This is a genomic window from Corynebacterium sp. HMSC28B08 (assembly GCF_001806865.1).
Lineage (GTDB): Bacteria > Actinomycetota > Actinomycetes > Mycobacteriales > Mycobacteriaceae > Corynebacterium > Corynebacterium auriscanis.
In genome coordinates this window covers 1-22,037 of the sequence record NZ_KV786165.1, presented here as the reverse complement: position 1 = coordinate 22,037, position 22,037 = coordinate 1, and the positions used below count along the sequence as shown (strand labels likewise).

The window sequence follows — 22,037 nt, the reverse complement described above, 5'->3', positions numbered from 1 at the left end:
CAAAACGCCCAGCCAGCCCCCGATATGGGGACGAGCTGGGCGTCGAGTTAAAAGAGCCAGAAGGTGGCGGCGGGTTACGCCTGGCCAACCTCGAAGCGCTCGAAGCCGGTCAGGGTGACGCCGGCCTCGTCCATAACCTGCTTCACGGTCTTCTTGGACTCGGTGACGGATGGCTGATCCAGCAAGCAAACGTCCTTGAAGTAGCCCTTCAGGCGACCTTCAATGATGTTTGGCAGAGCCTTTTCCGGCTTACCCTCTTCGCGGGCGGTAGCCTCAGCAATCTCGCGCTCCTTGGCCACGGTCTCGGCTGGAACCTCGTCAGAGTTCAGGTACTTAGCCTTCAACGCGGCAACCTGCATAGCAGCGGCACGTGCGGCGTCCGCGTTATCACCTTCGTAGGTGACCAGTACGCCAACTGCCGGTGGCAGGTCGGCGGAACGGTGGTGTAGGTAAACAGCAACCTTGTCACCTTCAACGGTAACGGCACGCTTCAGCTCCAGCTTCTCACCAATCTTGGCGGAGAGCTGCTGAAGAGCGTCGGCTGCGGACTGACCATCGACCTGAACCGCCTCTAGCTCCTCACGGGAGTTAGCCTTGGCCTCAGCCGCAGCCTCGGCGACCTTGTTGGCGAAGTCAATGAACTCTTGGTTCTTGGCCACGAAGTCGGTCTCAGCGTTGACCTCGATCATGGTGTTGCCAGAAACGGCAATCAGGCCCTCAGAAGCGGAGCGCTCAGCGCGCTTGCCCACGTCCTTAGCACCCTTGATGCGCAGAATCTCGATAGCCTTATCGAAGTCGCCAGCGGCTTCCTCGAGAGCCTTCTTGCAGTCCATCATGCCTGCGCCGGTAATCTCGCGGAGCTTCTTAACGTCTGCAGCGGTGTAGTTCGCCATGTTGGGCGATCCTCCTTCGGGTGGAAGTTTCTAATGCGTTTGTCATCTTATGCGACTGTTATTCAGCCTAGGTGACAATTAACGCCCATGCTTTTTAAGCGTTGTCGGTCTGCGCCTCGGCCTCAGCTGCCGGAGCCTCATCAGCTGCGGGAGCTTCTTCCGCAGCTGGGGCATCCCCCGCTGCTTCCTTAGCGGCTGCTTCCTGACGCTCAGCGCGAGCCTTGCGGCCTTCCTCAACTGCGGAGGAGATTACGCGGGTGAGCAGAGCAGCGGAACCGATGGAGTCATCGTTGCCTGGGATTGGGAAGTCAACAACATCTGGGTCACAGTTGGTGTCCAAGACAGCCACAACTGGGATGCGCAGCTTCTGAGCCTCGGCAACCGCGATGTGCTCCTTGTTGGTGTCCACGATCCACAGAGCGGAAGGAACCTTGTTCATGTCTGCGATACCGCCGAGAACGCGCTCCAGCTTGTTGCGCTCGCGGGTCAGCATCAGGATTTCCTTCTTCGTACGGCCCTTGTAGCCGTCCTCTGCTGCGTCCATAGCCTGCAGTTCCTTCAGGCGGTGCAGACGCTTAGCAACGGTCTGGAAGTTGGTCAGCATACCGCCGAGCCAGCGGTGGTTGACGTATGGCATACCGACGCGCTCAGCCTCGGTAGCAACGGCTTCCTGTGCCTGCTTCTTGGTACCGACGTAGAGGATGTTGCCACCGTGGGCAACGGTCTCCTTGACGAACTCGTAAGCCTCGTCGATGAAGGTTAGGGTTTGCTGCAGGTCGATGATGTAAATGCCGTTGCGGTCGGTGAAGATGAAGCGCTTCATCTTCGGGTTCCAACGACGGGTCTGGTGACCGAAGTGCACACCAGCGTCCAGCAGTTCGCGCATTGTAACAACAGCCATAGTGTTACAGGGACGGCTTTTGTGCTGTAGCTGCCGTCCCTTCCTCGCTTTCGAAAGTTTGGGTTTTGACGGTTTTCTTACGACGCACTCGACACGGATTGTACCCCGTGGCTTATGCCTCGTCCTGGCAGATTTCCCCGTTATAGCTGTGGCCAGCCTTGACACCCACACTCGTTGTTGTGGTGCGGGACCGTAGCAGGTTGAGCCGTGATGTGTCGGGGTGCGAACATCTACGCGTAGTCAGCAGCCCAGCGGCCGAACAGTGCCGTTCGCGTTGGCACCGGTTGTTGGAGGTTTAGCCTCCTACAGCCCGTCGCCGGACATACTGCGCCCATCAGCTTACCGCCTGCCCCACGCAGGATACAACTTTGCGCACCGCAAATTTTTTCTTTTTGTCTTGTGGACAATTGCGCCTATTTCCACAGCTTTTTCGTCTCACCGCTTGTGTACCTATTCTATTCCGACGCCACGCTGAACCATGAGTCCTATGAGGACTCGTATCAGTGCCATTCTTTGTTCGCTTTTCCTCGCAGCGCATGCGGGGGTCGCAGAAACCGCGCCACACAGAACTGCCCCGCCGCTGGTTCGGATTCACCGGGTGCCTGTGGCGGGTATCCCGGTGAGCGCCGATCCAGCCACCTTCGTGCTCAAACCCGCCGATATTCCAGAGCAGAACTGGAGGCCGGGACACCGGGGCGTCGATATTAAGGCCCTGCCAGGCGACAAGGTGGTAGCCAGCGCGACCGGAATAGTTACGTTCGCCGGTGTGGTGGCGGGAACGCCCGTGGTCAGCGTGGATCACCACAGTGGGGTGCGCACCACATATGAGCCAGTGCGGGCGGTTGTGCGCGCAGGAACCAAGGTCCGACGGGGCCAGGTGATTGGAACGCTGGCGGATACGAACAAACTACCGCAGACGGCCCGGCGCGATCCGGGACTGTCCTGGGGAGCGAAAGTACCGGGCGGTGGGAGCACGCAGTGGGTTTATGTGGATCCCATGGAGCTGCTGGGCCCAGCAGTGGTGCGACTTATTCCGGAGGGTTCCCAGCCCGCGGGTGTGCCTGATTGAACACCGCTTTGAGGCGCTCGGTACCCACGTGTGTGTAGATCTGGGTTGTTTGCATGCTGGCGTGGCCCAGCATCTCTTGGACCACACGCAGGTCAGCTCCGCCTTCGAGGACCGCGGTTGCCGTGGAGTGGCGCAATCCGTGGGGGGACAGGCGGGGCACATCAGTGGAGCCCGTCATGTTGTTTATCACTGTGCGCACTTGGCGTTGGTTGATCCGTCCGCCGCGCGTGCCGAGGAAAAGTGCGCTCCTGTCGCGACTGATGTCACCCCGCCTGATTTCTTCCCTGCGGCTCAGCCACTGTTCGAGGGCATTGCGCGCGGTGGGCCCGAATGGAACCACGCGTTGCTTGTTACCTTTACCCAGCACGCGCACAACGTTGTTGGTGAAGTCCACATCGTCCACGTCAGCGCCGGTTAGTTCGGATACACGCATGCCGGTGGCGAAAAGCACTTCGGCCATGGCCCAGTCCCGTGTGGCGATGGGATTATCGGGTTCACTGGTGGCGCGCTCCCGGGCCAGATCCAAAACCCGCGTGGCTTGGTCGGCGCGCAATACCCGCGGCAGGGTGCGTTCCAGTTTGGGCGCGCGCAGGGCCGCTACCGGGTTGGCAGCCACCCAGCCTTTGTGGGCGAGGAATGCACCGAACCCCTTGAGGCTGGATACCATGCGGGCCATACTGGCTCGGCTGTGACCTGCATCTAGCGACCAGCCCAACACATCGCGAGCGTGGTTGAGCGTGAACTCACTGATCTCCTCTAATCCCTCGAGTGCCGCTGCGAGGTCCTTGCGATAGGCGGTAATGGTATTCGAGGAGCGCCCCACCACGTATTGCAGGTGTTCCTCATAGGCATCGAGAGCCTGTGACAGGGTGGGTGGTGTGGCGGTCATGCCTAGGAATTGTAGGGATCTATTCCACCCGCCTCCACTTAGCGCCCACCCGGGTGATGAGCCCGGCTGTTTCTAAGGCCCGCAGCGCCCGAATCACCGGTTGGGCGGCCATCCCGGTGTTACCCACGATGTCCGCGAGTTCCCCGCCCCCTTCCCCGCACGCATCGAAGACCGCGGTTTGTTCCCAGCTCAGCATTTTCTCCGTGGTGGGCAAGCCCAGTTCCAGTTGGTCTCCAAGCGGGTCTAGGAGTACCAGGATGTCTTCGTACCTGCGCAGCAACTCCGCGCGGTTTTGTTGTGCGCGGACCAGACAGCCTTGCGCGTTCACGTGGGTGATCTGCCCCGGCACCACCAGGTTGGGTATAACCATGGCCTCGGCCCAGTTCATCGTGTTAATGGCACCGGAGCGCAGTGCGGCTTCCACCATCACCGCCACCTGTCCTAAGGAGGCCACCAGCCGGTTGCGGGTGAGAAATCGATGCCGCGCGGGCGCGGTTCCCGGTGCGTATTCACTCACGCGCAAGCCGGAGCGCTCAATGTGGCGAAACAGATGCGAATTTGCACGGGGATAATCCACGTCCAATCCGCATGCCATCACCGCGACGGTCGTGCCACCGGCATGCAGCGCCGCGGTATGTGCATACGTATCGATCCCCATTGCCCCGCCGGACACCACGGTTACATTGTCTTGCGCCAGCTGCGTGGCGATACTTTTAGTCACTTCTTTTCCATAATTCGACGCCGCCCTGGTCCCTACGACAGTGACCGCCCGTTGCACACTGGTATCCAATCGATTGGGCCCTGCGACCCACAGTGCAAATGGTGGAGCCGACTGGCCTCTGACGTTGGCCTCCATCTCCGCGCCGGCGTTACCCATTCGCGCAAAGGCCGCATCCATGGTGCTGGGCCATTCATCGTCGTCCGGCGTAACCAGGCGGTAGCCTCGCGCCTTAGCTAGTTCGGCATCCCGTTCGGGTGTGCAATCCCAGCGCTGTTCGGTGATGGAAAGGAGCGTTTCGGGCAACGTGGCATCGCGCGTGCGTATGCGGTGGGCGAGCTTTTCGGGGTCGGGTGAATCAGCGCCGTCCCACAGCAGTTCGAGGACCTCTGTCCGGCTGGCTTCAATAACTCGGCGCAGATATATCCACGCCATCTGTCGGCTGGTCATGCGTGCACTTCCGCTCCATCGCGATACATGTCTACCGCATCGCAGACTTGTTCTAAGCCGGGTTTGGGGCAGCCGGACCAATCGGCCAGGGTCCAGGCCACCCGTAGAGCACGATCCACACCCCGCTGAGTGAGAGTTTTCGTACGCAGCATATCCTGTAACACCAGCATGGCCTCATCGGTGGCGGGGTGTTGCGCGCGCAGGAGTTTGCCGGGAACTGCGGCGTTTACCTGCCCCCAACGAGCAAGGGCCCGCTGCCGGGCCTCAGCCACGCGCTCAGCCACCGCAGATGTGGTCTCCGGGGTTTCTGCAGTCAGCGTGGCGCTGGTGGTCGTGCGGGTCCGAGCAAAGATGTCGATGCGGTCACGCAATGGACCCGAAAGTTTGGCCTGATAGCGTGCCCTGACCGCGCCTGGGCACGTGCATTCTGCAGCGAATTCCGCGCCACACGGGCAGGGGTTGGCAGCGAGGATCAATTGGAAGTGGGCTGGGTAGCGCACGATGTGGCGCTGGCGTACAAGCTCCACGGATCGAGTCTCCATCGGCACGCGCAGACCATCGAGGACACTGGCCTTGGCTTCGGCGACTTCGTCGATGAACAACACCCCGTGGTGGGCCAAAGAAACTGCACCCGGCCGTGGGGTATTGCCACCTCCGATCAAAGCGGCATGCGTCACCGTGTGGTGTGGAGCCACGAATGGTCGCTGCCCCGCCCAAATCGCACCGGGGTTTCCTTTCGAACCCGCCACAGAGTGCACCGCAGCAGCCTCAACCTGCTCCATGGTTGTCATGGGCGGCAGGATGCCCGGAATGCAGCCTGCCAGCATGGATTTTCCGGAGCCCGGCGGCCCGGTGAACATGAGTGCATGCCCGCCGGCAGCGGCGATTTCCACGGCGCGCTTGGCCTCCGGTTGGCCCACCACGTCCGCCAAGTCCACGCGCGAGTGCCTCATCTGCGTGTCCTGCAGAGGGGCCACCATGGCGGCGGCGGGCAGTTGCGCCCCGTGCATCCATTCAATGGCATCTTTCAGGTGCTCCACGCACACCACTTCCGTAGTCGCGGACATAACCTTGCTCACGCGCGCGGCCTCCTCGGCATTCCCTTGTGGAATCACAATGGTGCCGAAGCCTTGCTTCATTGCGCTCAACACAATGGCCAGCACGCCATCGACGGGGCGGACATCGCCCTCCAGCCCTAGTTCCCCCACAATCACCGCCGAGCCCAAGCGTTGCTTAGTCCCTGTCGTGCAACCTTTCGCAGCCAGCATTGCCAGAACCATCGCCAGGTCATACCCCGCGCCCGCCTTCGGCAGTGAAGCCGGGGACAAACTCATGACGGTTCGTGAACCCGGCCAGTTGATGCCAGAATTCCCCAACGCCGCGCGAATACGCTCTTTAGCCTGCAGCACCGCTGCATCGCCCAATCCAACCACGCTGATTCCCGGCAATCCGCGGCTCACGTCGCACTCCACGGTGACCAACCGTCCTTCCATGCCTTCCAGAGCCATGGAGTAACTGGTTCCCACACTCATGTCACCACACCCCCTGGACGTGCTCGCGTACCCCGTGAGGCCCTACATCGATGACATCGAAGCGCAGCCCAGTCGCCTCTTTTGTCCACTGGGGTTTTTCCGCCATCCAATGCGTAGCGGCCACGCGCATACGCTGCAACTTCGCCCGGTTGACGGCAGCTAACCCACCCCCATCACACTCATGGGCGCGCCATTTGATTTCGATGAACACCACTTCCCCACCGGGTGCTCTAGCAATCGCATCCAACTCCCCAACGCGACAGTGGTAATTGCGCTGCAACAGTTGATATCCCTGTTTCTCCAAGTAGTGCACCGCTTGCTGTTCCCCCGCGGCCCCCACTGCTCGTGAGTGTGCCATCTTTCCCCCTTGCGCGTTACTAGTGTTTCCATCAATAACGTAGCGGGGCACAGCGTGGCGTCGAGATAAAAAAGGCACCCACGGCCGCAAACACCCACGAGGTTGTGAATAAGCTACAACCTGTGGACAACGAAAAACCTGTAAATTTACCTACTCAGGGAAGTTCAGCTCGGGCTTGTCCAGCTCCTCGATGTTGACATCCTTGTAGGTGATAACCCGCACGTAGCGTACGAAACGGGCGGGGCGGTACATGTCCCACACCCACGCGTCGGACATCCGCACCTCGTAGTAAACCTCCCCGCCGGAATTGCGGGGGATCAGCTCCACAGCATTGGCGAGGTAAAACCGGCGTTCGGTTTCCACCACATAGGAAAATTGGCTCACCACGTCGCGATACTCGCGGTACATGGACAGCTCAACATTAGCTTCGTAGTCGTCCAGTTCCTCAGCGCTCACGCTCAGATCAGCCCTTCCTCGCCTCGATGTTTAACCACCAGTATTTAACCACCATTGTTCAGCCACACCGCCTGTGCTGCGGCCACATTTGAGTAAGTGTAGCGGTGATATGGGGTGCCACCGTGTAGACTCACCGCGTCCATGTGAGCCTTCGTGCCATAACCTTTGTGACCTGCTAAACCATAACCGGGATACTGCTGATCAATCTCCCTCATTAACCGGTCGCGACTAACTTTGGCCAGCACACTCGCAGCACTAATGCACCGCGCCATCTGATCGCCCTTCAGTACCGGCAAATGCGGCTGAGCTAGCCCTGGCACGCGCATCGCGTCCGTCAGCACATACCCCGGAATCACATCCAGCTTCGCCACTGCCCGCCGCATACCGGACACATTGGCGTGCTGAATGCCCAGCTTGTCGATTTCTTCTGCCGGAATGTGCACGATGGCGTAGGCCGTGGCTACTTTTTTAATGACGCCAAAAAGTTCCTCACGCCGCTTTTCCGTGAGCTTTTTGGAATCCGTGAGTCGCGTCAGCTCGGGCAAGTCCCCCTCCGGCAGGATGCACGCCGCAATGCTGATGGGACCGCAACACGCGCCCCGACCAGCTTCATCCACGCCCGCTACGGGCCCCAGGCCGGCAGCGGTGAGCTCCGCCTCCATATCCATGGTGATATTACCGGTGGGGTGGTCTACTGCTGGATGGGCAGACTATCCACGCCACCGATCCGGCTGAACGGTAAGACGATAGATTCCACTCGGCCCACGACGTTATCCACCGGAATCGTGCCCTGGTACTGATCCCCAATGTGACCGCGGGAATCGAAGGAGTTCGTGCGGTTGTCCCCCATCATCCACAGGGAGTTATCCGGAATGGTGATGGGGCCAAAGTAGTTGCCCTGGCATTCGCGGGAACCCCGAGTGGTATCAATCGGGTTGACCGGCGGGTTCATAGTGTAGGAATCGTCGATCTTTTTGCCATTGACCATAATCCCCGGGTCACCCTTGCGGCACTGCACGGTCTGCCCCTCCGTGGCGATCACGCGCTTGACTAGAGTGTTTTCATCTGGAGCCAGCAGGCCGATCTTTTCCCCAGCAGTCTGCAGTCCACCCACCACGGCATTGGAGCTGCGCTTGGAGGTATAAGTCTCGTTCCACGAATCCGTCCCCACGAACACGATCACGTCACCGGCCTCGGGTTGCTTATCGCCACGGTAGGCCAGCTTATTCACGAAGATACGGTCAGGCGTGCAACCTGCGCAGCCATGCAAGGTGGGTTCCATCGATTCCGACGGGATGAGGTACATACGCCCGACAAAGGTGTTAAAGGCGCCTAGTAACAGCATCGTCACGACGATGATGATCGGCATTTCTACCCACCATGGGTAGGTCTTTTTTTGCTTCTCGGGCTTCGCTGGGGCAGCTTCAGATTCATGTGACACGGTTGTTGAGGATACCATTCACAGCAAAAACCCCAGCCCTTGGCTCCCGGCGTGGGGAGCAACAGTGGGCTGGGGTTGCATTCAAGCGAATTAAGCGATGATTGTTTAGCGCTTTTCCTTGATCTTGGCTGCCTTGCCGCGCAGGTTGCGCAGGTAGTACAGCTTCGCACGGCGAACCTTACCGCGGGATAGAACGTCGATGTGATCGATGTTCGGAGAGTGCACTGGGAAGGTGCGCTCCACGGCGATGCCGAAGGAGATCTTGCGGACAGTGAAGGTCTCACGTACACCGGAGTTCTGGCGACGGATAACTACACCGCGGAAGACCTGGACACGAGACTTGGAGCCCTCGATAACCTTGACGTGCACGTCAAGGGTGTCACCGGCGCGGAATTCTGGGATGTCGTCTCGCAGGAATGCTGCATCGACCTTGTCAAGAATATTCATGGATGTGTAATCCTTACGTTCGTCTGGATAGAGGACCCACGCGGCTTTTCACTCCTATTGGTGCGCCTACGGGTTCGTACCCACAACAGGTTTAACCCGAATAGTATGGCATCGTTTCTAGGATCCACCAAATCCCGCGCGCTTGAGCGCTGCAGCCATACCGCCGCGGGCCGCCGGGGCTGGCGTGGGGGCTTTCTTCTTGTGACGCCCACCCGGTTCATCATCCAAGCGTAGCGATAGGCCCACGCGCTGCCGAGCTTCATCGACCTCCATTACTTTCACCTTAACCACTTGGCCGGAGCTAACGACGTCATGCGGATCACGCACGAATTTGTGGCTCATGGCAGAGACGTGCACCAGCCCGTCCTGATGTACACCAATATCCACGAACGCACCGAATGCCGCCACATTGGTGACCGTGCCCTCCAGCACCATGCCCACCTTGAGGTCACTGATCTTTTCCACACCATCTGCGAGGTTGGCTGTTTTGAAGGTAGGGCGCGGATCGCGACCGGGCTTAAGGAGTTCCGCTAGAACATCGGTAACTGTTGGCACACCGTATTGCTCGGTCGCCAGATCCACTGGCTTCAGCTTCGACAGCACCGTCGAGTTGCCCACCAAGTCCTCGATGGCCACTCCCGTACGTTCCACGATGTCGCGCACCAGCGGGTAAGCCTCGGGGTGCACGGCGGAGGCATCCAGTGGGTCCGCACCACCCCGGATGCGCAAGAATCCCGCGGCCTGTTCAAACGCCTTTGGCCCCAACCGAGGCACTTTGAGCAATTCCTTGCGGGACGTAAACGCGCCGTTTTCGTCGCGATATGCCACGATATTGTCCGCCACGGTGCTGCTCACACCGGCCACGCGGCCGAGCAGCTGGGCGCTGGCGGAGTTCAGGTCCACGCCTACGGAGTTCACGGCTGATTCCACCACGGAATCCAGGCCTTGGGCCAGCAGGGCTTGATTTACATCGTGTTGGTACTGGCCCACTCCGATGGACTTGGGGTCGATTTTGACCAACTCTGCCAGCGGATCCTGCAAACGTCGCGCGATAGAGACCGCGCCACGAAGTGATACATCCATGTCGGGGAATTCCCTCGCGGCCACCTCGCTAGCGGAGTACACACTGGCGCCAGATTCACTCACGATGACGGCCTGTGGTTTTTCACCGCCAGCTTGGGCAATGAGGTCCGAGACCTCGCGCGCCAGTTTCTCCGTCTCGCGGCTGGCGGTTCCATTGCCGACCGCCAGCAGTTCCACCTTGTGCTTGGCCACCAGTTGGGCCAACGCTGCGCGGGATTCATCCCATCTGCCCGCGCCGGTGTGCGGGTACACCACGATCGTGTCCAGCACCTTGCCCGTCGCATCAACCACCGCGCACTTCACACCGTTGCGGTACCCCGGGTCCAAACCCAGGGTGGCGCGCTGACCAGCGGGCGCGGCCAGCAGCAAGTCGCGTAGGTTCCGGGAAAACACGTCCACGGCTGCTTGGTCGGCCCTCTCCTTTAACCGCATCCGCACATCCACCGCGGAACTCACTGCCAGCTTGGTACGCCACCCAAAGCGGGCGCACTCGGCGCGGAACTTATCGGCAGCATCTCCTTGTGGTTGCAAACCAGCCCGTTCCGCGATGAGTCCCTCGTAGAAGCTATCGTCGTCACCTGCGGCGAAGTTCACCCGCAAAACCCCTTCGGATTCCCCGCGCAGCAGTGCCAGAATCCGGTGGCTCGGTAGCTTCTCAAAGGGCTCGTCGAATTCGAAGTAATCGCGATACTTTGCCCCCGCGCTCTCCTGCCCTTCCACGACTGCTGATTCCACGCGCCCCCGCTTGAAGTACTCTTCGCGGATCTCCCCCACCAGATCAGCGTTCGTCGCTAGGTTTTCCACCACAATGGCTCGGGCCCCCGCGAGAACCGCTTTAGCGTCGTCAAATCCTTCCGTGACGTAACCGGCTGCCAGCTCCGCCGGAGCGGTATCGGTACCACTCAGCAGTTGCTCCGCCAGCGGCTCCAGCTCGGCCTCGCGCGCAATCGTGGCCTTGGTGCGTCTCGTTGTTTTGTAGGGAAGGTACAGGTCTTCTAGGCGTGCTTTTGCCTCGACGCCTAGAATCCGCTGTTTTAACTCCTCCGTGAGTTTGCCCTGATCTTCAATGGCCGCGAGCACAACTTGCTTCCGCTCCGCTAGTTCCCGCAGGTAGTTCAGGCGGGTTTCTAGCGTACGCAGTTGGCTGTCATCGAGTCCGCCCGTGACTTCCTTGCGGTAGCGGGCGATAAAGGGAACTGTGTTGCCTTCGTCGAGCAAGGCAATGGTGGCCTCCACACGGGAGGTCTCCACCCCAAGTTCACGGGCAATGATGCTAGCGATGCTATCGGTCATTCCCCATATTGTAGAGCTGGCCTCTATTACCCCTTGAACCACCCAGTAACCGCCGGCGCAATGTTAGTGTAGACGTGTTTGAATTCCTGGTATTCAGCCAAACCAGTGGGCCCCAGCTCGCGCCCGTTACCCGACTGCTTCATACCTCCCCATTCCGCCTGGGGCAGGTAGGGGTGGAAGTCATTGATCCAGATGGTTCCGTGTCGGAGCTTCGCAGCGATCCGCTCTGCCTTTCCGGCGTCAGTGGTCCACACAGCGCCAGCTAAGCCATACTCGGTATCGTTACCGATCGCGATGGCTTCTTCTTCGGAGCGGAACGTCTCCACGGTGACAGTGGGCCCGAAGGCCTCGTCGTGAACGCAGTCCATGGATTGATCGCAGCCATCTAGGATGGTCGGCAGGTAAAACATGCCCTCGGTCAGATCAGTCTGCCCGGTCGCGTGATCCGATTCGTTGTCCTCTGCGGTAGGAATGCGACCACCACTGAGAACCTTTGCCCCCTGTTGCTTTGCCTTTTCCACATACGACGCCACCTTCTCCCGGTGCTCCGCGCTGATCAGCGGCCCGGTCTCCGCGGCATCGTCTTGCGGGCCACCCAGCTTGATCAGCTTGGCGCGGCGGGCCAGTTCCTCGACGAACTTGTCGTGGATGGATTCTTCCACAACCAGGCGCGCGCCAGCGGAACATACCTGACCGGAGTGGACGAACGCTGCATTGAGTGCGTTATCCACCGCAGCGTCGAAGTCCGCATCGGCGAAGATCACATTGGGGTTCTTGCCGCCAAGTTCCAAAGCAACGCGCTTGACTGTTTCTGCTGCGTTCTTGGCGATGATTTTACCGGTGACCAATCCACCGGTGAAGCTCACCATATCCACGTCTGGGTTGGTGGACAGTGGGTTACCACAATCAGCGCCGGCTCCGGTGATGAGGTTGGCTACACCGCTGGGCAGACCGGCCTCAGCCAGAACGCCCATGAGCATCATCGCGGTGTGAGGTGTGAGCTCTGCTTGCTTGAGCACGAACGTATTTCCCGCGGCGAGGGCCGGGGCGACCTTCCATGCGACTTGCAGCAGCGGGTAGTTCCACGGCGTGATGAGTCCGCACACTCCCACGGGCTCGGCCTCAATGCGGGAGCGAACGTTCGCGTCCCCTGGATCCACGACCCGGCCTGCGGCATGCTGGGACAAGGTGCCGAAGTATTCAAAAGAGTTGGCGATGTCATCCATGTCCAGCCCGGACTCGACGATGCGCTTGCCTGTATCCGCGGATTCGGCGCGGGCGAATTCGTCTTTGTTCTCCCGGATCAGTTCGGCCACGCGCAGCAGCAGCTTGCCACGCTCCACGGCGGGCACGTTAGACCATACGCCGGAGTCAAAAGCCTTGCGAGCCGCGGCGATAGCACGGTTGGTGTCTTCTTCACTGGCCTCAGAGACCTTACCCACTTCGGTGCCGTCCGCAGGGCAAATGATGGTGCGTGTGTTGCCGCTGGTGGCTGGTTGCCACTTCCCGTCGATGTAGCAGGTGGCGGGCTGATCGGTGCCGTTGGTGAATGCACCGTCAAGGAATTTGGCTGTGGTTGGATCGAAAAACTTCTGGGTCATGTTTTCCCTTTCTACTCGACTTCCCAGGTGCGTATCGGATCTGCACCGCCGGACATATCGGAGGTGCCGGGCAGATCACGTTGCATGTGGATGAATTCCAAGTGCCGCTCATACAGGTCGATGACGTTGTTGATCAGCTGCTCCTGGGTGTATCCGTACACGTCGTAACCCATCGATCCGGTGAGGTCATAGATCTCCATCCGATAGTATTTCTCCCCTCCGGCGGTGTTCTTTGTGAAGGAAGGCACGGGGCACTCCGTGGGGTAGATCTGGTACCGGAAGTCCTGCTCCTCCCCCAGCTTGACCGTGAGGTCGATCTGACCAACTTCCTGATCGGGAACATCGGCGATGACCAGGGAGGCGTCGAGACCCTCAGATTGCAACTCGTTCGCGACCTTTTCCAATGCCGGCTTGGCCACCGAAGTGAGGAACTGGTTGGCAGAGCGAGCACTTGGCCACGTGGATGCCCGGCTAAGGCGCTTGCGCCAACCCATATTGGACACCGGAGTTGCAGTATCGGTACGCCCAGACATGGCGGAGTGGATGGAGACGGCCCGGGCGTCGGCCTGGTAGACCTCTAGGCGCAACGATCGGATCAATCCCATCATGATCATGTACATCACGATCGTGAATGGCAAGCCCATCACGATGGTCGCGGCTTGTACGGTCGCTACGCCATCGATGCGAAGCATCACGATGGTGAGGATCGCGATAAGTACTGACCAGAACACGCGCGCCCACACGGGCCCGTCCTGTTGGCTATCCGTGATTCGCGAAGTGAAGTTGGCGGTCACCAGCGCACCGGAATCAGCCGAGGTGATGTACAGCAACAGGCCTACGAGGGTGGCCAGGCCAACCAGGAAGGTACCGCCGGGGTTCTGGGCCAACAGCTCGTAGAATCCTTGCTCGGGTTTAGCCATGACTGCTTCGCCGAAGGCCGTATCGCCACCACGCAGGCGATCCAACGCGGTGTTGCCGAAGAAGCTCATCCAGGCCAGGATGAACAAGAACGGAATAGTAAGCGTGCCGAAAACGAACTGCCGCAGGGTACGGCCACGGGAGATGCGCGCCAGGAACAGGCCCACGAATGGTGCCCAAGCCACCCACCATGCCCAGAAAAACAGCGTCCATGCGCCCATCCATTCGGAAACCGCTGCGGAATCCTCGGCGAAGGCGAAAGTGTTCATGGTCATGCCTGGGAACTGGGACACGTAGTCGCCGATGTTCATGACAAAACCATTGAACAGGTAGGCCGTTTTTCCAGTCACGACGATGTACGCCACCAGGCCGATGGCGAGCAACACGTTGAGCTCACTCAGCCTTTTAATTCCTTTGTCGACGCCAGATACAGCCGACAAGGTGGCGACCAGGACACTGACGATGACTAGGACAATCTGCCCGATGGGCCCTTCTTCCACGCCGAATACGAGGTGGATACCGTAGTTCAGCTGAACCACGCCGATGCCCAAGGACGCGGCGATACCGAAGACGGTGCCCAGCACCGCCGCGATATCAACTGCATCCCCCACCGGGCCGTGCACGCGCTTACCGATGAGCGGGTACAGGGCACTGCGGATGGCCAACGGCATGTTCAAGCGATAGGCGTAGTAGCCAAAAGCCATGCCCATGAGCGCATACATTGCCCAGCCAGTGAAGCCGTAGTGGAACAGGGCCCACACGACGGCATCCTTGGCAGCCTGCAGGGATTCGGGCTCCACCTCTGGTGGGGCCAGGTACTGTTGCACGGGTTCCGCCACGGCGAAAAACATGAGGTCCACGCCGATACCAGCGGCGAAGAGCATGGCGGACCAAGAAAACAAACGGAACTGAGGCTTAGAGTGATCGGGCCCCATGCGCACACCACCGGCCTTGGACAGCGCAACAACCAACACGAATACCACCACGACGGTGGCTGTGAGGATGTAGAACCAGCCGAGGTTGGTAGAGATCCAGCCCGTCACTGCCCCCAATTGTTCGGCTGCGCCTTCGCGAGCGATGAGAGCCCACCCGGCGACCAAGAGGATGATGAGGGCCGATATAGCAAAGACCGGAATATTCGCTCGTGGTGGTGTTATTTCTTTGCCGTGATAGGCATCTTTTTCTTGAGTATTGAATGATCCCACCAATACTTCGAGTTTATCTCCTGTTTCACTCATTCGACCCTCGTACTCGCTCTGTTTCACTTCTCGTCACTTATTAGGCAAATACAGATAGTACACATAGATGAGACATATGCCATATTATCGTTTACCTTATAAAGCCACTTTGCACACCCTATGCTACCTATGTCAAAATATAGGCATCTGCCTATCGGCTTTTTTGTTTTGCAGAGAGGGATAAATGGGTTTTTTTAATTTCAAGAAGAATGACACAACCGGCGAAATCGTCGAAGACCGCAAGCGCGACTACGTCATCGTTGGTGGCGGTTCCGCTGGCTCCGTTATGGCGAACCGCCTGACCGAATCCGGCAGTGAAGACGTCATGGTGTTGGAGGCAGGCCGCCCCGATTCGTTGTGGGATTTGTTCATCCACATGCCCGCCGCCTTCTCCTTTCCCATCGGTAACAAGTACTACGACTGGGCCTACGAGTCCGAGCCAGAACCAGAGATGAACGGTCGCCGCATCTACCACGCCCGCGGCAAGGTGTTGGGTGGATCCAGTTCCGTCAACGGCATGATCTTCCAACGGGGTAACCCGATGGACTACGAGAAGTGGGGCAAGCTTCCAGGATTGGAGAAGTGGGATTACGCCCACGTATTGCCGTACTTCAACAAGATGGAAACCGCACTCGCCGCTGATCCAAACGATCCACGCCGCGGCCACAACGGTCCCCTAAAGCTGACGCGCGGCCCCGCGACCAGCCCACTTTTTCAGGCATTCTTCCGCTCCGCACAACAGGCGGGCTACAACCTGACTAACGATGTGAACGGCTACCGCCAGGAGGGTTTCGCTCCTTTCGACCGCAACATCTTCCACGGCAAGCGCATGTCTGCGGCCCGCGCCTACCTGCACCCCATCTTGAACCGCAAGAACCTGGACGTCCGCACGCGTGCTTTCGTCACCAAGGTTCTCGTCGAGACCAACGCTGCCACCGGTGCCGCTAAAGCCACAGGCGTGGAGTACGAGTGGAAGGGCAAGAAGCACCGCGTCTACGCCGACAAGATCATCCTCAGCGGTGGTGCCTTCAATACCCCACAGCTACTGCAGCTGTCCGGCATCGGCGACCGAACCGTGCTGGAGCGGGCCGGCGTCGAGGTAAAGAAGCACCTGCCAGGCGTGGGCGCCAACCTTCAGGACCACCTTGAGGTGTACGTGCAGTACAACTGCACCCAGCCTGTGAGCTCCCAGCCGTACTACAAGATGATCAATCGCCCAAAGATCGGCTTGCAGTGGCTGCTAACGAAGAAGGGACCGGTAGCATCCTCGCACTTCGAGGCCGGTGGCTTCGCGCGTTCCAACGAGAAAGAGGCCTACCCGAACCTCATGTTCCACTTCCTGCCAATGGCGATCCGCTACGACGGTTCCCAACCGGAAGGTGAGCACGGATTCCAGTTCCACGTGGGCCCGATGTACTCCGATACGCAGGGACACGTGCACATCAAGTCCGCTGATCCGAAGGAAAAGCCGGAGATCATCTTCAACTACCTCGCAACCGACCAAGATCGTCGCGAGTGGGTAGAGGCCGTGCGCGTATCCCGTCGCTTGCTGGATACCCCAGCCATGAAGGAATACACAGACGGCGAGATCTCCCCCGGCCCATCCGTGGAGACCGACGAGGAGATTCTGGAGTGGGTCCGCAACGATGCCGAAACCGCTCTGCACCCTTCCTGCACCGCAAAGATGGGCGCAGCCGATGACGACATGGCGGTTGTCGACCCCGAGACGATGCAGGTCCACGGTGTTGAAGGGCTGCACGTGGTGGATGCCTCCGCGATGCCAATCATCACCAACGGCAATATCTACGCGCCAGTGATGATGCTCGCCGAGAAGGCCGCCGATCTGATTCAGGGCAAGCAACCACTGGATCCGATTAACGTGCCGTTCTACCAGGCGGGTAAGGATATGCCTTTGTACGCCGAAGGTGAGGCCGTCCGCGATCACATTCAAGCGATCCCCGGGGCTGACCACTAGAATGCGGGGTTAATCCCAGCCCAAGACTTGGCGATCGGATGTGCTGAGCTCCACTTGGTCCAGCAACTCCGGTCGCCTTTGCCGTGTCCGCAGCAGGGACTGCTCCCGGCGCCACTGCTCGATCTTGGCGTGGTTTCCACTAAACAGGACCTCTGGGACCTCCAGCCCCCGCCACTCTCGGGGCCGGGTGTAACTAGGGCCTTCCAGCAGACCGTCTTGGAAGCTGTCTTCCTCGTGGCTAGCGCGGTTGCCCAGCACTCCGGGAATGAGTCGCACCATCGCCTCAGCCATCACCAGCACAGCGACTTCTCCCCCGATCAGCACGTAATCGCCGATACTCACTTCCTCCACCCGGTAGCGGTTTTCTGCATCCTCCACCACGCGCTGGTCGATCCCCTCGTAGCGACCGCACGCAAAAACCACGTGACGCTCCTGAGACCATCGCGCCGCCATCTCCTGTGTGAACTGCGCCCCGGCCGGTGTGGGTACGACAAGCAGGGGTTTATCGCCTTGTGGGGCTTCTGGCCTTTTTAATTCGACGCCCCCCGCTGTCACCGCACCCTTATGCGGCGTGGCACTCACGAGGTCTGCAGTCGCGGCCGCTGGGCCCGTCCCCGCGGCAACGTCGTCCAGCGCTGGCCCCCACACATCCGGCTTCATGACCATGCCGGGGCCCCCGCCACAGGGAGTGGAGTCCACTGCTTGATGCACATCATGGGTCCACTGGCGCAGGTTATGCACGCCGACTTGCAAGATCCCGTTTTCTATCGCTTTGCCGAGGAGGGCATGGCGGAAGGGATCGAGGTATTCGGGGAAGATCGTTACCACATCGATTCGCATGGTCGGTTTTACCTGCGAGGCGGGACCAGTTGTCACATTAGCTCCAAGAGGCCGTCGGGTGGGGTGATGACGAGGGCGTCGTTATCCAAATCAACGATGGGCACGATAGCGTGGCGGAAGGGGACGAGTACCGTAAGCCCAGCAGTCGGCAATGGGGTGTCCGCGTCGATGGTTACTTCCAATGTGGTGCCTGCAGGTGTGTGGAGCACGCCTGTGACCTCGCCGATATCCAGGGGTTCCGGTTGCGCGCCTTCGTAGGCGCGGGCGTTGGCGGTTTCCGCGTCCACGTTGCCACAGTTCAGCACGCGGAGGCCCTCTAGTTGGTGGTCGTAAAAGGCCTCCTCGTCTAGATCTTCCACTGGGTCTGCGAAGAATCGCAGGCCACGGAGGGTTTCCGCTTCGGTGCGATCGGCGATCTCCTCAAAAGTCACCAGCAGGCGACCCTGGTGTGGGCGCACCTTGGCGATGGTAAGAGTTCGGGTCTTTCCCGCTTGCTTTCCCGTCAGCTCGGTGCCAACTGCGAAACGCAACTCGGGGTGGTCCGTCGTTGCTTCTACCACCAATTCGCCACGTACGCCGTGGGGCTTGATAACGCGCCCGATCTGCAACTGGGTATCGATGTTAGATCACGCCCTGAGCCAGCATGGCATCCGCTACCTTGCGGAAACCGGCGATGTTCGCGCCCGCCGCGTAGTTACCTGGCTGGTCAAACTCTTCTGCGGTCTCGGCAGTGACTTTAAAGATGTTGCGCATGATGTTGCGCAGACGCTTGTCGGTGTACTCAAAGCTCCAAGAATCGCGGGATGCATTCTGCTGCATTTCCAGTGCAGACGTGGCCACGCCACCGGCATTGGCGGCTTTACCTGGGGCGAAGCTCATCTTGCGTTTACGGAAGACTTCAATGGCCTCTGGAGTACAAGGCATGTTGGCGCCCTCGGCGACGAACATGCAACCGTTGTCGGCGAGAATCTTAGCGGATTCACCGTCCAGTTCGTTCTGGGTGGCACATGGGAGGGCCACCTCGGCCTCCACTTCCCAGATGTTGCCGTTTTCGCGGAACTCTGCGTGGTCGATGGCGTTCGCGTAATCCGATACGCGGCCACGCTGAACTTCCTTGACCTCGCGCAGCAATTCCACGTCCACCCCCTCAGGGCAGTAAACATATCCCGAGGAATCCGAGAACGCCACGACCGTGGCACCCAGTTCCTGGGCTTTTTCAATGGCATAGATGGCCACGTTGCCGGAACCGGAAACGATCACGCGAGCGCCGTCCAGTCGCTTGCCACGGGCAGCCATCATCTCCTGGGTGAAGTAAACGCAACCGTAGCCTGTGGCCTCGGTACGCACGAGGGAGCCACCCCAGTTGAGGCCCTTGCCCGTAAGGACACCGTTTTCGTGACGACCGTTGATGCGTCGGTATTGCCCGAACAGAAAGCCGATCTCCCGAGAGCCAACGCCAATATCGCCAGCCGGGACGTCCACCTTGTCGCCAATGTGTCGTTGCAACTCGGTCATGAAGGATTGGCAGAACGCCATAATCTCCCGGTCCGACTTACCTTTGGGGTCAAAGTCGGAGCCACCCTTGCCGCCGCCGATGGGCAGGCCGGTTAGTGAGTTCTTGAAGATTTGCTCGAAACCCAGAAACTTGATGATGCCAAGGTTCACGCTGGGGTGGAAACGCAGGCCACCCTTGTATGGGCCCAGCACAGAGTTGAACTGCACGCGGAAACCGCGGTTAACGCGGACATTTCCTTGGTCATCGATCCACGGCACACGGAAGATGATCTGGCGCTCGGGCTCACACATGCGCTCGATGAGGCCATACTCCCCGTATGTGCTGTCCTTGTGGAGAACATACTTCAAACTTTGAAGCACTTCTGCGACAGCCTGATGAAACTCAGGCTCGCCCGCGTTTCGCTGCAGAATCTGGTCGTAGTATTCCTTGACTGTTTGATCAACGTTCACGGGGATCCCTTTCCAGGATGGGCTGTGGTTCAGAGAACAATTCTATTCCCTCGTGCCGAAGCACACAGAAATAGGCCTACTCAACTAGAAGGGCGGGTCTTCGTGCCGTTCGCTCTCCTGCCTTCTTATCCGTTCCTGTTCTAGTCTTTCCTCGTTGTAGCTCCTCACCACCGCCACCCTTCGTGTGGCTTTGTGTTGGAATGTTTCGCGGCCGAGGGGGCCGTCGCTGGTGGTGGTGATGGTGTGGCCGTCTCCGTGGCTGGTCCAGGTTTCTGTGCCGTCGGGGTGGAGGGTTACATCCCAGTTTCCGGCGGTTTTCAACCGGTGGTGCTTAGCGCACAGCAAGTGCAAATTGTCGGTGGACGTCGGCCCCGACGTGGTGGGGTTGGTGTGGTCGTAGCGGTGGACGTGGTCGATTTGGCATCGGTGGGCGGGGATGGTGCAGCCGGGGAATCGGCAGTGTCCGTCTCGTCCGGCGACCATGGCAGCGGTGCGGGCGGATGGTTGGTAGCCGTTGTTGTCGCTGGTGCCGGCGCCGGCGAGGTGGGTGATGCGGTCGAGCCAGGCGGCGGAGGCGGCGGTGGTGAGCCAGTGACCTTCGCCGAAGACGTCGTCCAGTGGCAGGCCGAAGGTGTTTTTGTAGAGGTTGAGGGTGATCGATGCGGTGGTCTGGCCGCGTAGCAGCCCGAGGAAGGCTTGGCCTTGGGTGGTGTTATTGGTGGTGGCGGCGTTGTTGATGGCTTTGAGTAGTTCGACGCCGGTGATGGCATCGACGGTGAGAGTGAAGGTGGTGTAGTTCGGGTCGCGGTTGTCGTAGCTAAAGGAACTCACACCATCGTGGTAGGTATCCTCATCCATGGGTGGGACGTCATCGGGGTTGATGCCGGTGTTATCAGTGTCAGCATCAGCGCCGGCATCCGCATCACCATCAGTGCCGGTATCAGTGCCGGCATCCGTGTCAGGGGTGTCTTTCGGGACTGGGACCGCTAAGGGGTCGATGAACTCCATGAGGCGCGCGAATGTGTCATCGATCCATTTGAGGGAGCGCATCGCTTGATTAGGCACCGTCGGTTCCAGCAGTTTGACCACCGCATGATCCACCAGTTTCCGATGGTTGGTTTTAACAATGGATAGGTGCTCGCAAAGGCGGAATACCAGCTGGAAATGAAACGCGCCACCACTGACTAGGTGGGCGAACCGAGGGAAATTCGTGAGGGTCAGTCCAACCATCGCGATCTGTTCGGCTTTCCACGCCGTCAAACCCGTCCGCGCGTGAACGCGGGTGGTGTGGTCGTCAATCAGGTCCTCCATGCGGGGCAATGTCAGATAGGCGAGGTAAACGTGAAGTGCATTGATGGTCTTGGAAGCCAGGCTGACAGGATCGCTTGGGTCGTCTACACGCCATGAGGCTTCTGGATGACGCCACTGCGGTTCCAGCTGCTCCAGGATGAGAGCGAGCTCTTCGGGCAGCTCCTCATCCGGTGGCTCGGGTAGTCGTCCATGGGGAGGTTCGTCAGACAGGCCACTCCCTGGCGGGACGCTATTTTGTTCGAAATTATCCATTTCAGGAATGGGTTCTTGGCTTTGATGTTTCCCCTCTGGGGTGGGCCCGGACTGAGCTGCGGATTTACCGTATGGTGCGTTGGTTGAGGTGGAATGCTGTTGTGGCGGTGAATCTTGATGGTCGTTGAAGTCTTTGTGATTACTCACGTTTCCCCCGTTTCGTTCCCTTTGCTACCCCGATATTAGAACGACTGTACGAACCAGTCAATAGTTTCTTAGAAGAATTCCTCAGAAATTTATCAGCACCTCAGAGCGGGCGGGCTAGCATCTCAGAGCGGGTGAGTTAGCACCTCAGAGAGGGGGGGCTAGCATGGCGGGGGCTAGGCTAGCGCCTCAGAGCGGCTAGGCTGAGTGCCTCAGAGAGGGTGGGCTAGCATGGCGGGGGCTGGGCTAGCATGGCGGGGGCG

Annotated in this window: 19 protein-coding genes; 2 read left to right on the top strand and 17 right to left on the bottom strand. The window is 59.6% G+C overall.

The window, feature by feature from the left end; all coding sequences use genetic code 11:
* Positions 1–74: 74 nt before the first annotated feature.
* Both tsf and rpsB read right to left on the bottom strand, forming a co-directional pair.
* A complete protein-coding gene (gene tsf / locus HMPREF3098_RS04735; protein ID WP_070434201.1) occupies positions 75–893 on the bottom strand; it encodes a translation elongation factor Ts in 819 nt (272 codons plus the stop codon).
* A 94-nt stretch (positions 894–987) separates the two neighbouring features.
* Positions 988–1,794, bottom strand: a complete 807-nt coding sequence (rpsB, locus tag HMPREF3098_RS04730; RefSeq protein ID WP_070434200.1) for a 30S ribosomal protein S2 — start codon at positions 1,792–1,794, stop codon at positions 988–990.
* Positions 1,795–2,413: 619 nt separating this feature from the next.
* Between rpsB and HMPREF3098_RS04725 the strand changes: the two genes are divergently transcribed.
* Complete coding sequence (locus tag HMPREF3098_RS04725; protein ID WP_246815848.1) at positions 2,414–2,863, top strand: M23 family metallopeptidase; 450 nt, start codon at positions 2,414–2,416, stop codon at positions 2,861–2,863.
* Here the strand turns inward: HMPREF3098_RS04725 and HMPREF3098_RS04720 are convergent.
* From HMPREF3098_RS04720 to betT, 11 genes are all read right to left on the bottom strand, one after another.
* Complete coding sequence (locus HMPREF3098_RS04720; protein ID WP_070434198.1) at positions 2,823–3,752, bottom strand: tyrosine recombinase XerC; 930 nt, start codon at positions 3,750–3,752, stop codon at positions 2,823–2,825. The two genes, HMPREF3098_RS04725 and HMPREF3098_RS04720, sit on opposite strands and share 41 nt — an antisense overlap.
* A 19-nt stretch (positions 3,753–3,771) precedes the next feature.
* Positions 3,772–4,920 (bottom strand): DNA-processing protein DprA, encoded by a 1,149-nt coding sequence (dprA, locus tag HMPREF3098_RS04715; RefSeq protein WP_070434197.1) that lies wholly within the window; start codon positions 4,918–4,920, stop codon positions 3,772–3,774.
* Positions 4,917–6,452 carry a YifB family Mg chelatase-like AAA ATPase gene (locus HMPREF3098_RS04710; RefSeq protein ID WP_070434196.1) on the bottom strand — a complete coding sequence of 512 codons (1,536 nt, stop codon included), beginning with the start codon at positions 6,450–6,452 and terminating at the stop codon, positions 4,917–4,919. The genes dprA and HMPREF3098_RS04710 overlap by 4 nt, the downstream gene beginning before the upstream one ends.
* A 1-nt stretch (position 6,453) precedes the next feature.
* Positions 6,454–6,810, bottom strand: coding sequence for a YraN family protein (locus tag HMPREF3098_RS04705; RefSeq protein ID WP_070434195.1), 357 nt, complete (start codon positions 6,808–6,810; stop codon positions 6,454–6,456).
* A gap of 150 nt (positions 6,811–6,960) precedes the next feature.
* Positions 6,961–7,266, bottom strand: coding sequence for a DUF2469 domain-containing protein (locus tag HMPREF3098_RS04700; RefSeq protein ID WP_013888641.1), 306 nt, complete (start codon positions 7,264–7,266; stop codon positions 6,961–6,963).
* Positions 7,267–7,310: 44 nt separating this feature from the next.
* Positions 7,311–7,928: a ribonuclease HII gene (locus HMPREF3098_RS04695; RefSeq protein ID WP_035112786.1), complete on the bottom strand. Its 618-nt coding sequence runs from the start codon at positions 7,926–7,928 to the stop codon at positions 7,311–7,313.
* Positions 7,929–7,957: 29 nt separating this feature from the next.
* A complete protein-coding gene (gene lepB / locus HMPREF3098_RS04690; RefSeq protein ID WP_070434194.1) occupies positions 7,958–8,725 on the bottom strand; it encodes a signal peptidase I in 768 nt (255 codons plus the stop codon).
* An 87-nt stretch (positions 8,726–8,812) separates the two neighbouring features.
* Positions 8,813–9,154 (bottom strand): 50S ribosomal protein L19, encoded by a 342-nt coding sequence (rplS, locus tag HMPREF3098_RS04685; RefSeq protein ID WP_035112784.1) that lies wholly within the window; start codon positions 9,152–9,154, stop codon positions 8,813–8,815.
* Positions 9,155–9,271: 117 nt separating this feature from the next.
* A complete protein-coding gene (locus HMPREF3098_RS04680) occupies positions 9,272–11,530 on the bottom strand; it encodes a Tex family protein (protein ID WP_070434193.1) in 2,259 nt (752 codons plus the stop codon).
* Between the two features lie 26 nt (positions 11,531–11,556).
* Positions 11,557–13,131: an aldehyde dehydrogenase family protein gene (locus tag HMPREF3098_RS04675; RefSeq protein WP_070434192.1), complete on the bottom strand. Its 1,575-nt coding sequence runs from the start codon at positions 13,129–13,131 to the stop codon at positions 11,557–11,559.
* 11 nt (positions 13,132–13,142) lie between these two features.
* Positions 13,143–15,287, bottom strand: a complete 2,145-nt coding sequence (gene betT / locus HMPREF3098_RS04670) for a choline BCCT transporter BetT (RefSeq protein WP_070434191.1) — start codon at positions 15,285–15,287, stop codon at positions 13,143–13,145.
* Between the two features lie 184 nt (positions 15,288–15,471).
* Here betT and betA point away from each other — a divergent pair, with 184 nt between their 5' ends.
* Positions 15,472–17,262 carry a choline dehydrogenase gene (gene betA, locus HMPREF3098_RS04665; protein ID WP_070434190.1) on the top strand — a complete coding sequence of 597 codons (1,791 nt, stop codon included), beginning with the start codon at positions 15,472–15,474 and terminating at the stop codon, positions 17,260–17,262.
* Between the two features lie 9 nt (positions 17,263–17,271).
* Here the strand turns inward: betA and trmD are convergent, their stop codons facing one another.
* The 4 genes from trmD to HMPREF3098_RS04645 all read right to left on the bottom strand — a co-directional run bounded on the left by trmD (position 17,272) and on the right by HMPREF3098_RS04645 (position 21,777).
* A complete protein-coding gene (gene trmD / locus HMPREF3098_RS04660) occupies positions 17,272–18,102 on the bottom strand; it encodes a tRNA (guanosine(37)-N1)-methyltransferase TrmD (RefSeq protein WP_070434189.1) in 831 nt (276 codons plus the stop codon).
* Positions 18,103–18,134: 32 nt separating this feature from the next.
* The gene (rimM, locus tag HMPREF3098_RS04655; RefSeq protein WP_070434188.1) at positions 18,135–18,722 is read right to left on the bottom strand and encodes a ribosome maturation factor RimM; all 588 of its coding nucleotides are present in this window, start codon (positions 18,720–18,722) and stop codon (positions 18,135–18,137) included.
* A gap of 1 nt (position 18,723) precedes the next feature.
* Positions 18,724–20,067 carry an NADP-specific glutamate dehydrogenase gene (gdhA, locus tag HMPREF3098_RS04650; RefSeq protein WP_070434187.1) on the bottom strand — a complete coding sequence of 448 codons (1,344 nt, stop codon included), beginning with the start codon at positions 20,065–20,067 and terminating at the stop codon, positions 18,724–18,726.
* Between the two features lie 84 nt (positions 20,068–20,151).
* Positions 20,152–21,777: an HNH endonuclease signature motif containing protein gene (locus tag HMPREF3098_RS04645; RefSeq protein WP_070434186.1), complete on the bottom strand. Its 1,626-nt coding sequence runs from the start codon at positions 21,775–21,777 to the stop codon at positions 20,152–20,154.
* Positions 21,778–22,037: the final 260 nt, after the last annotated feature.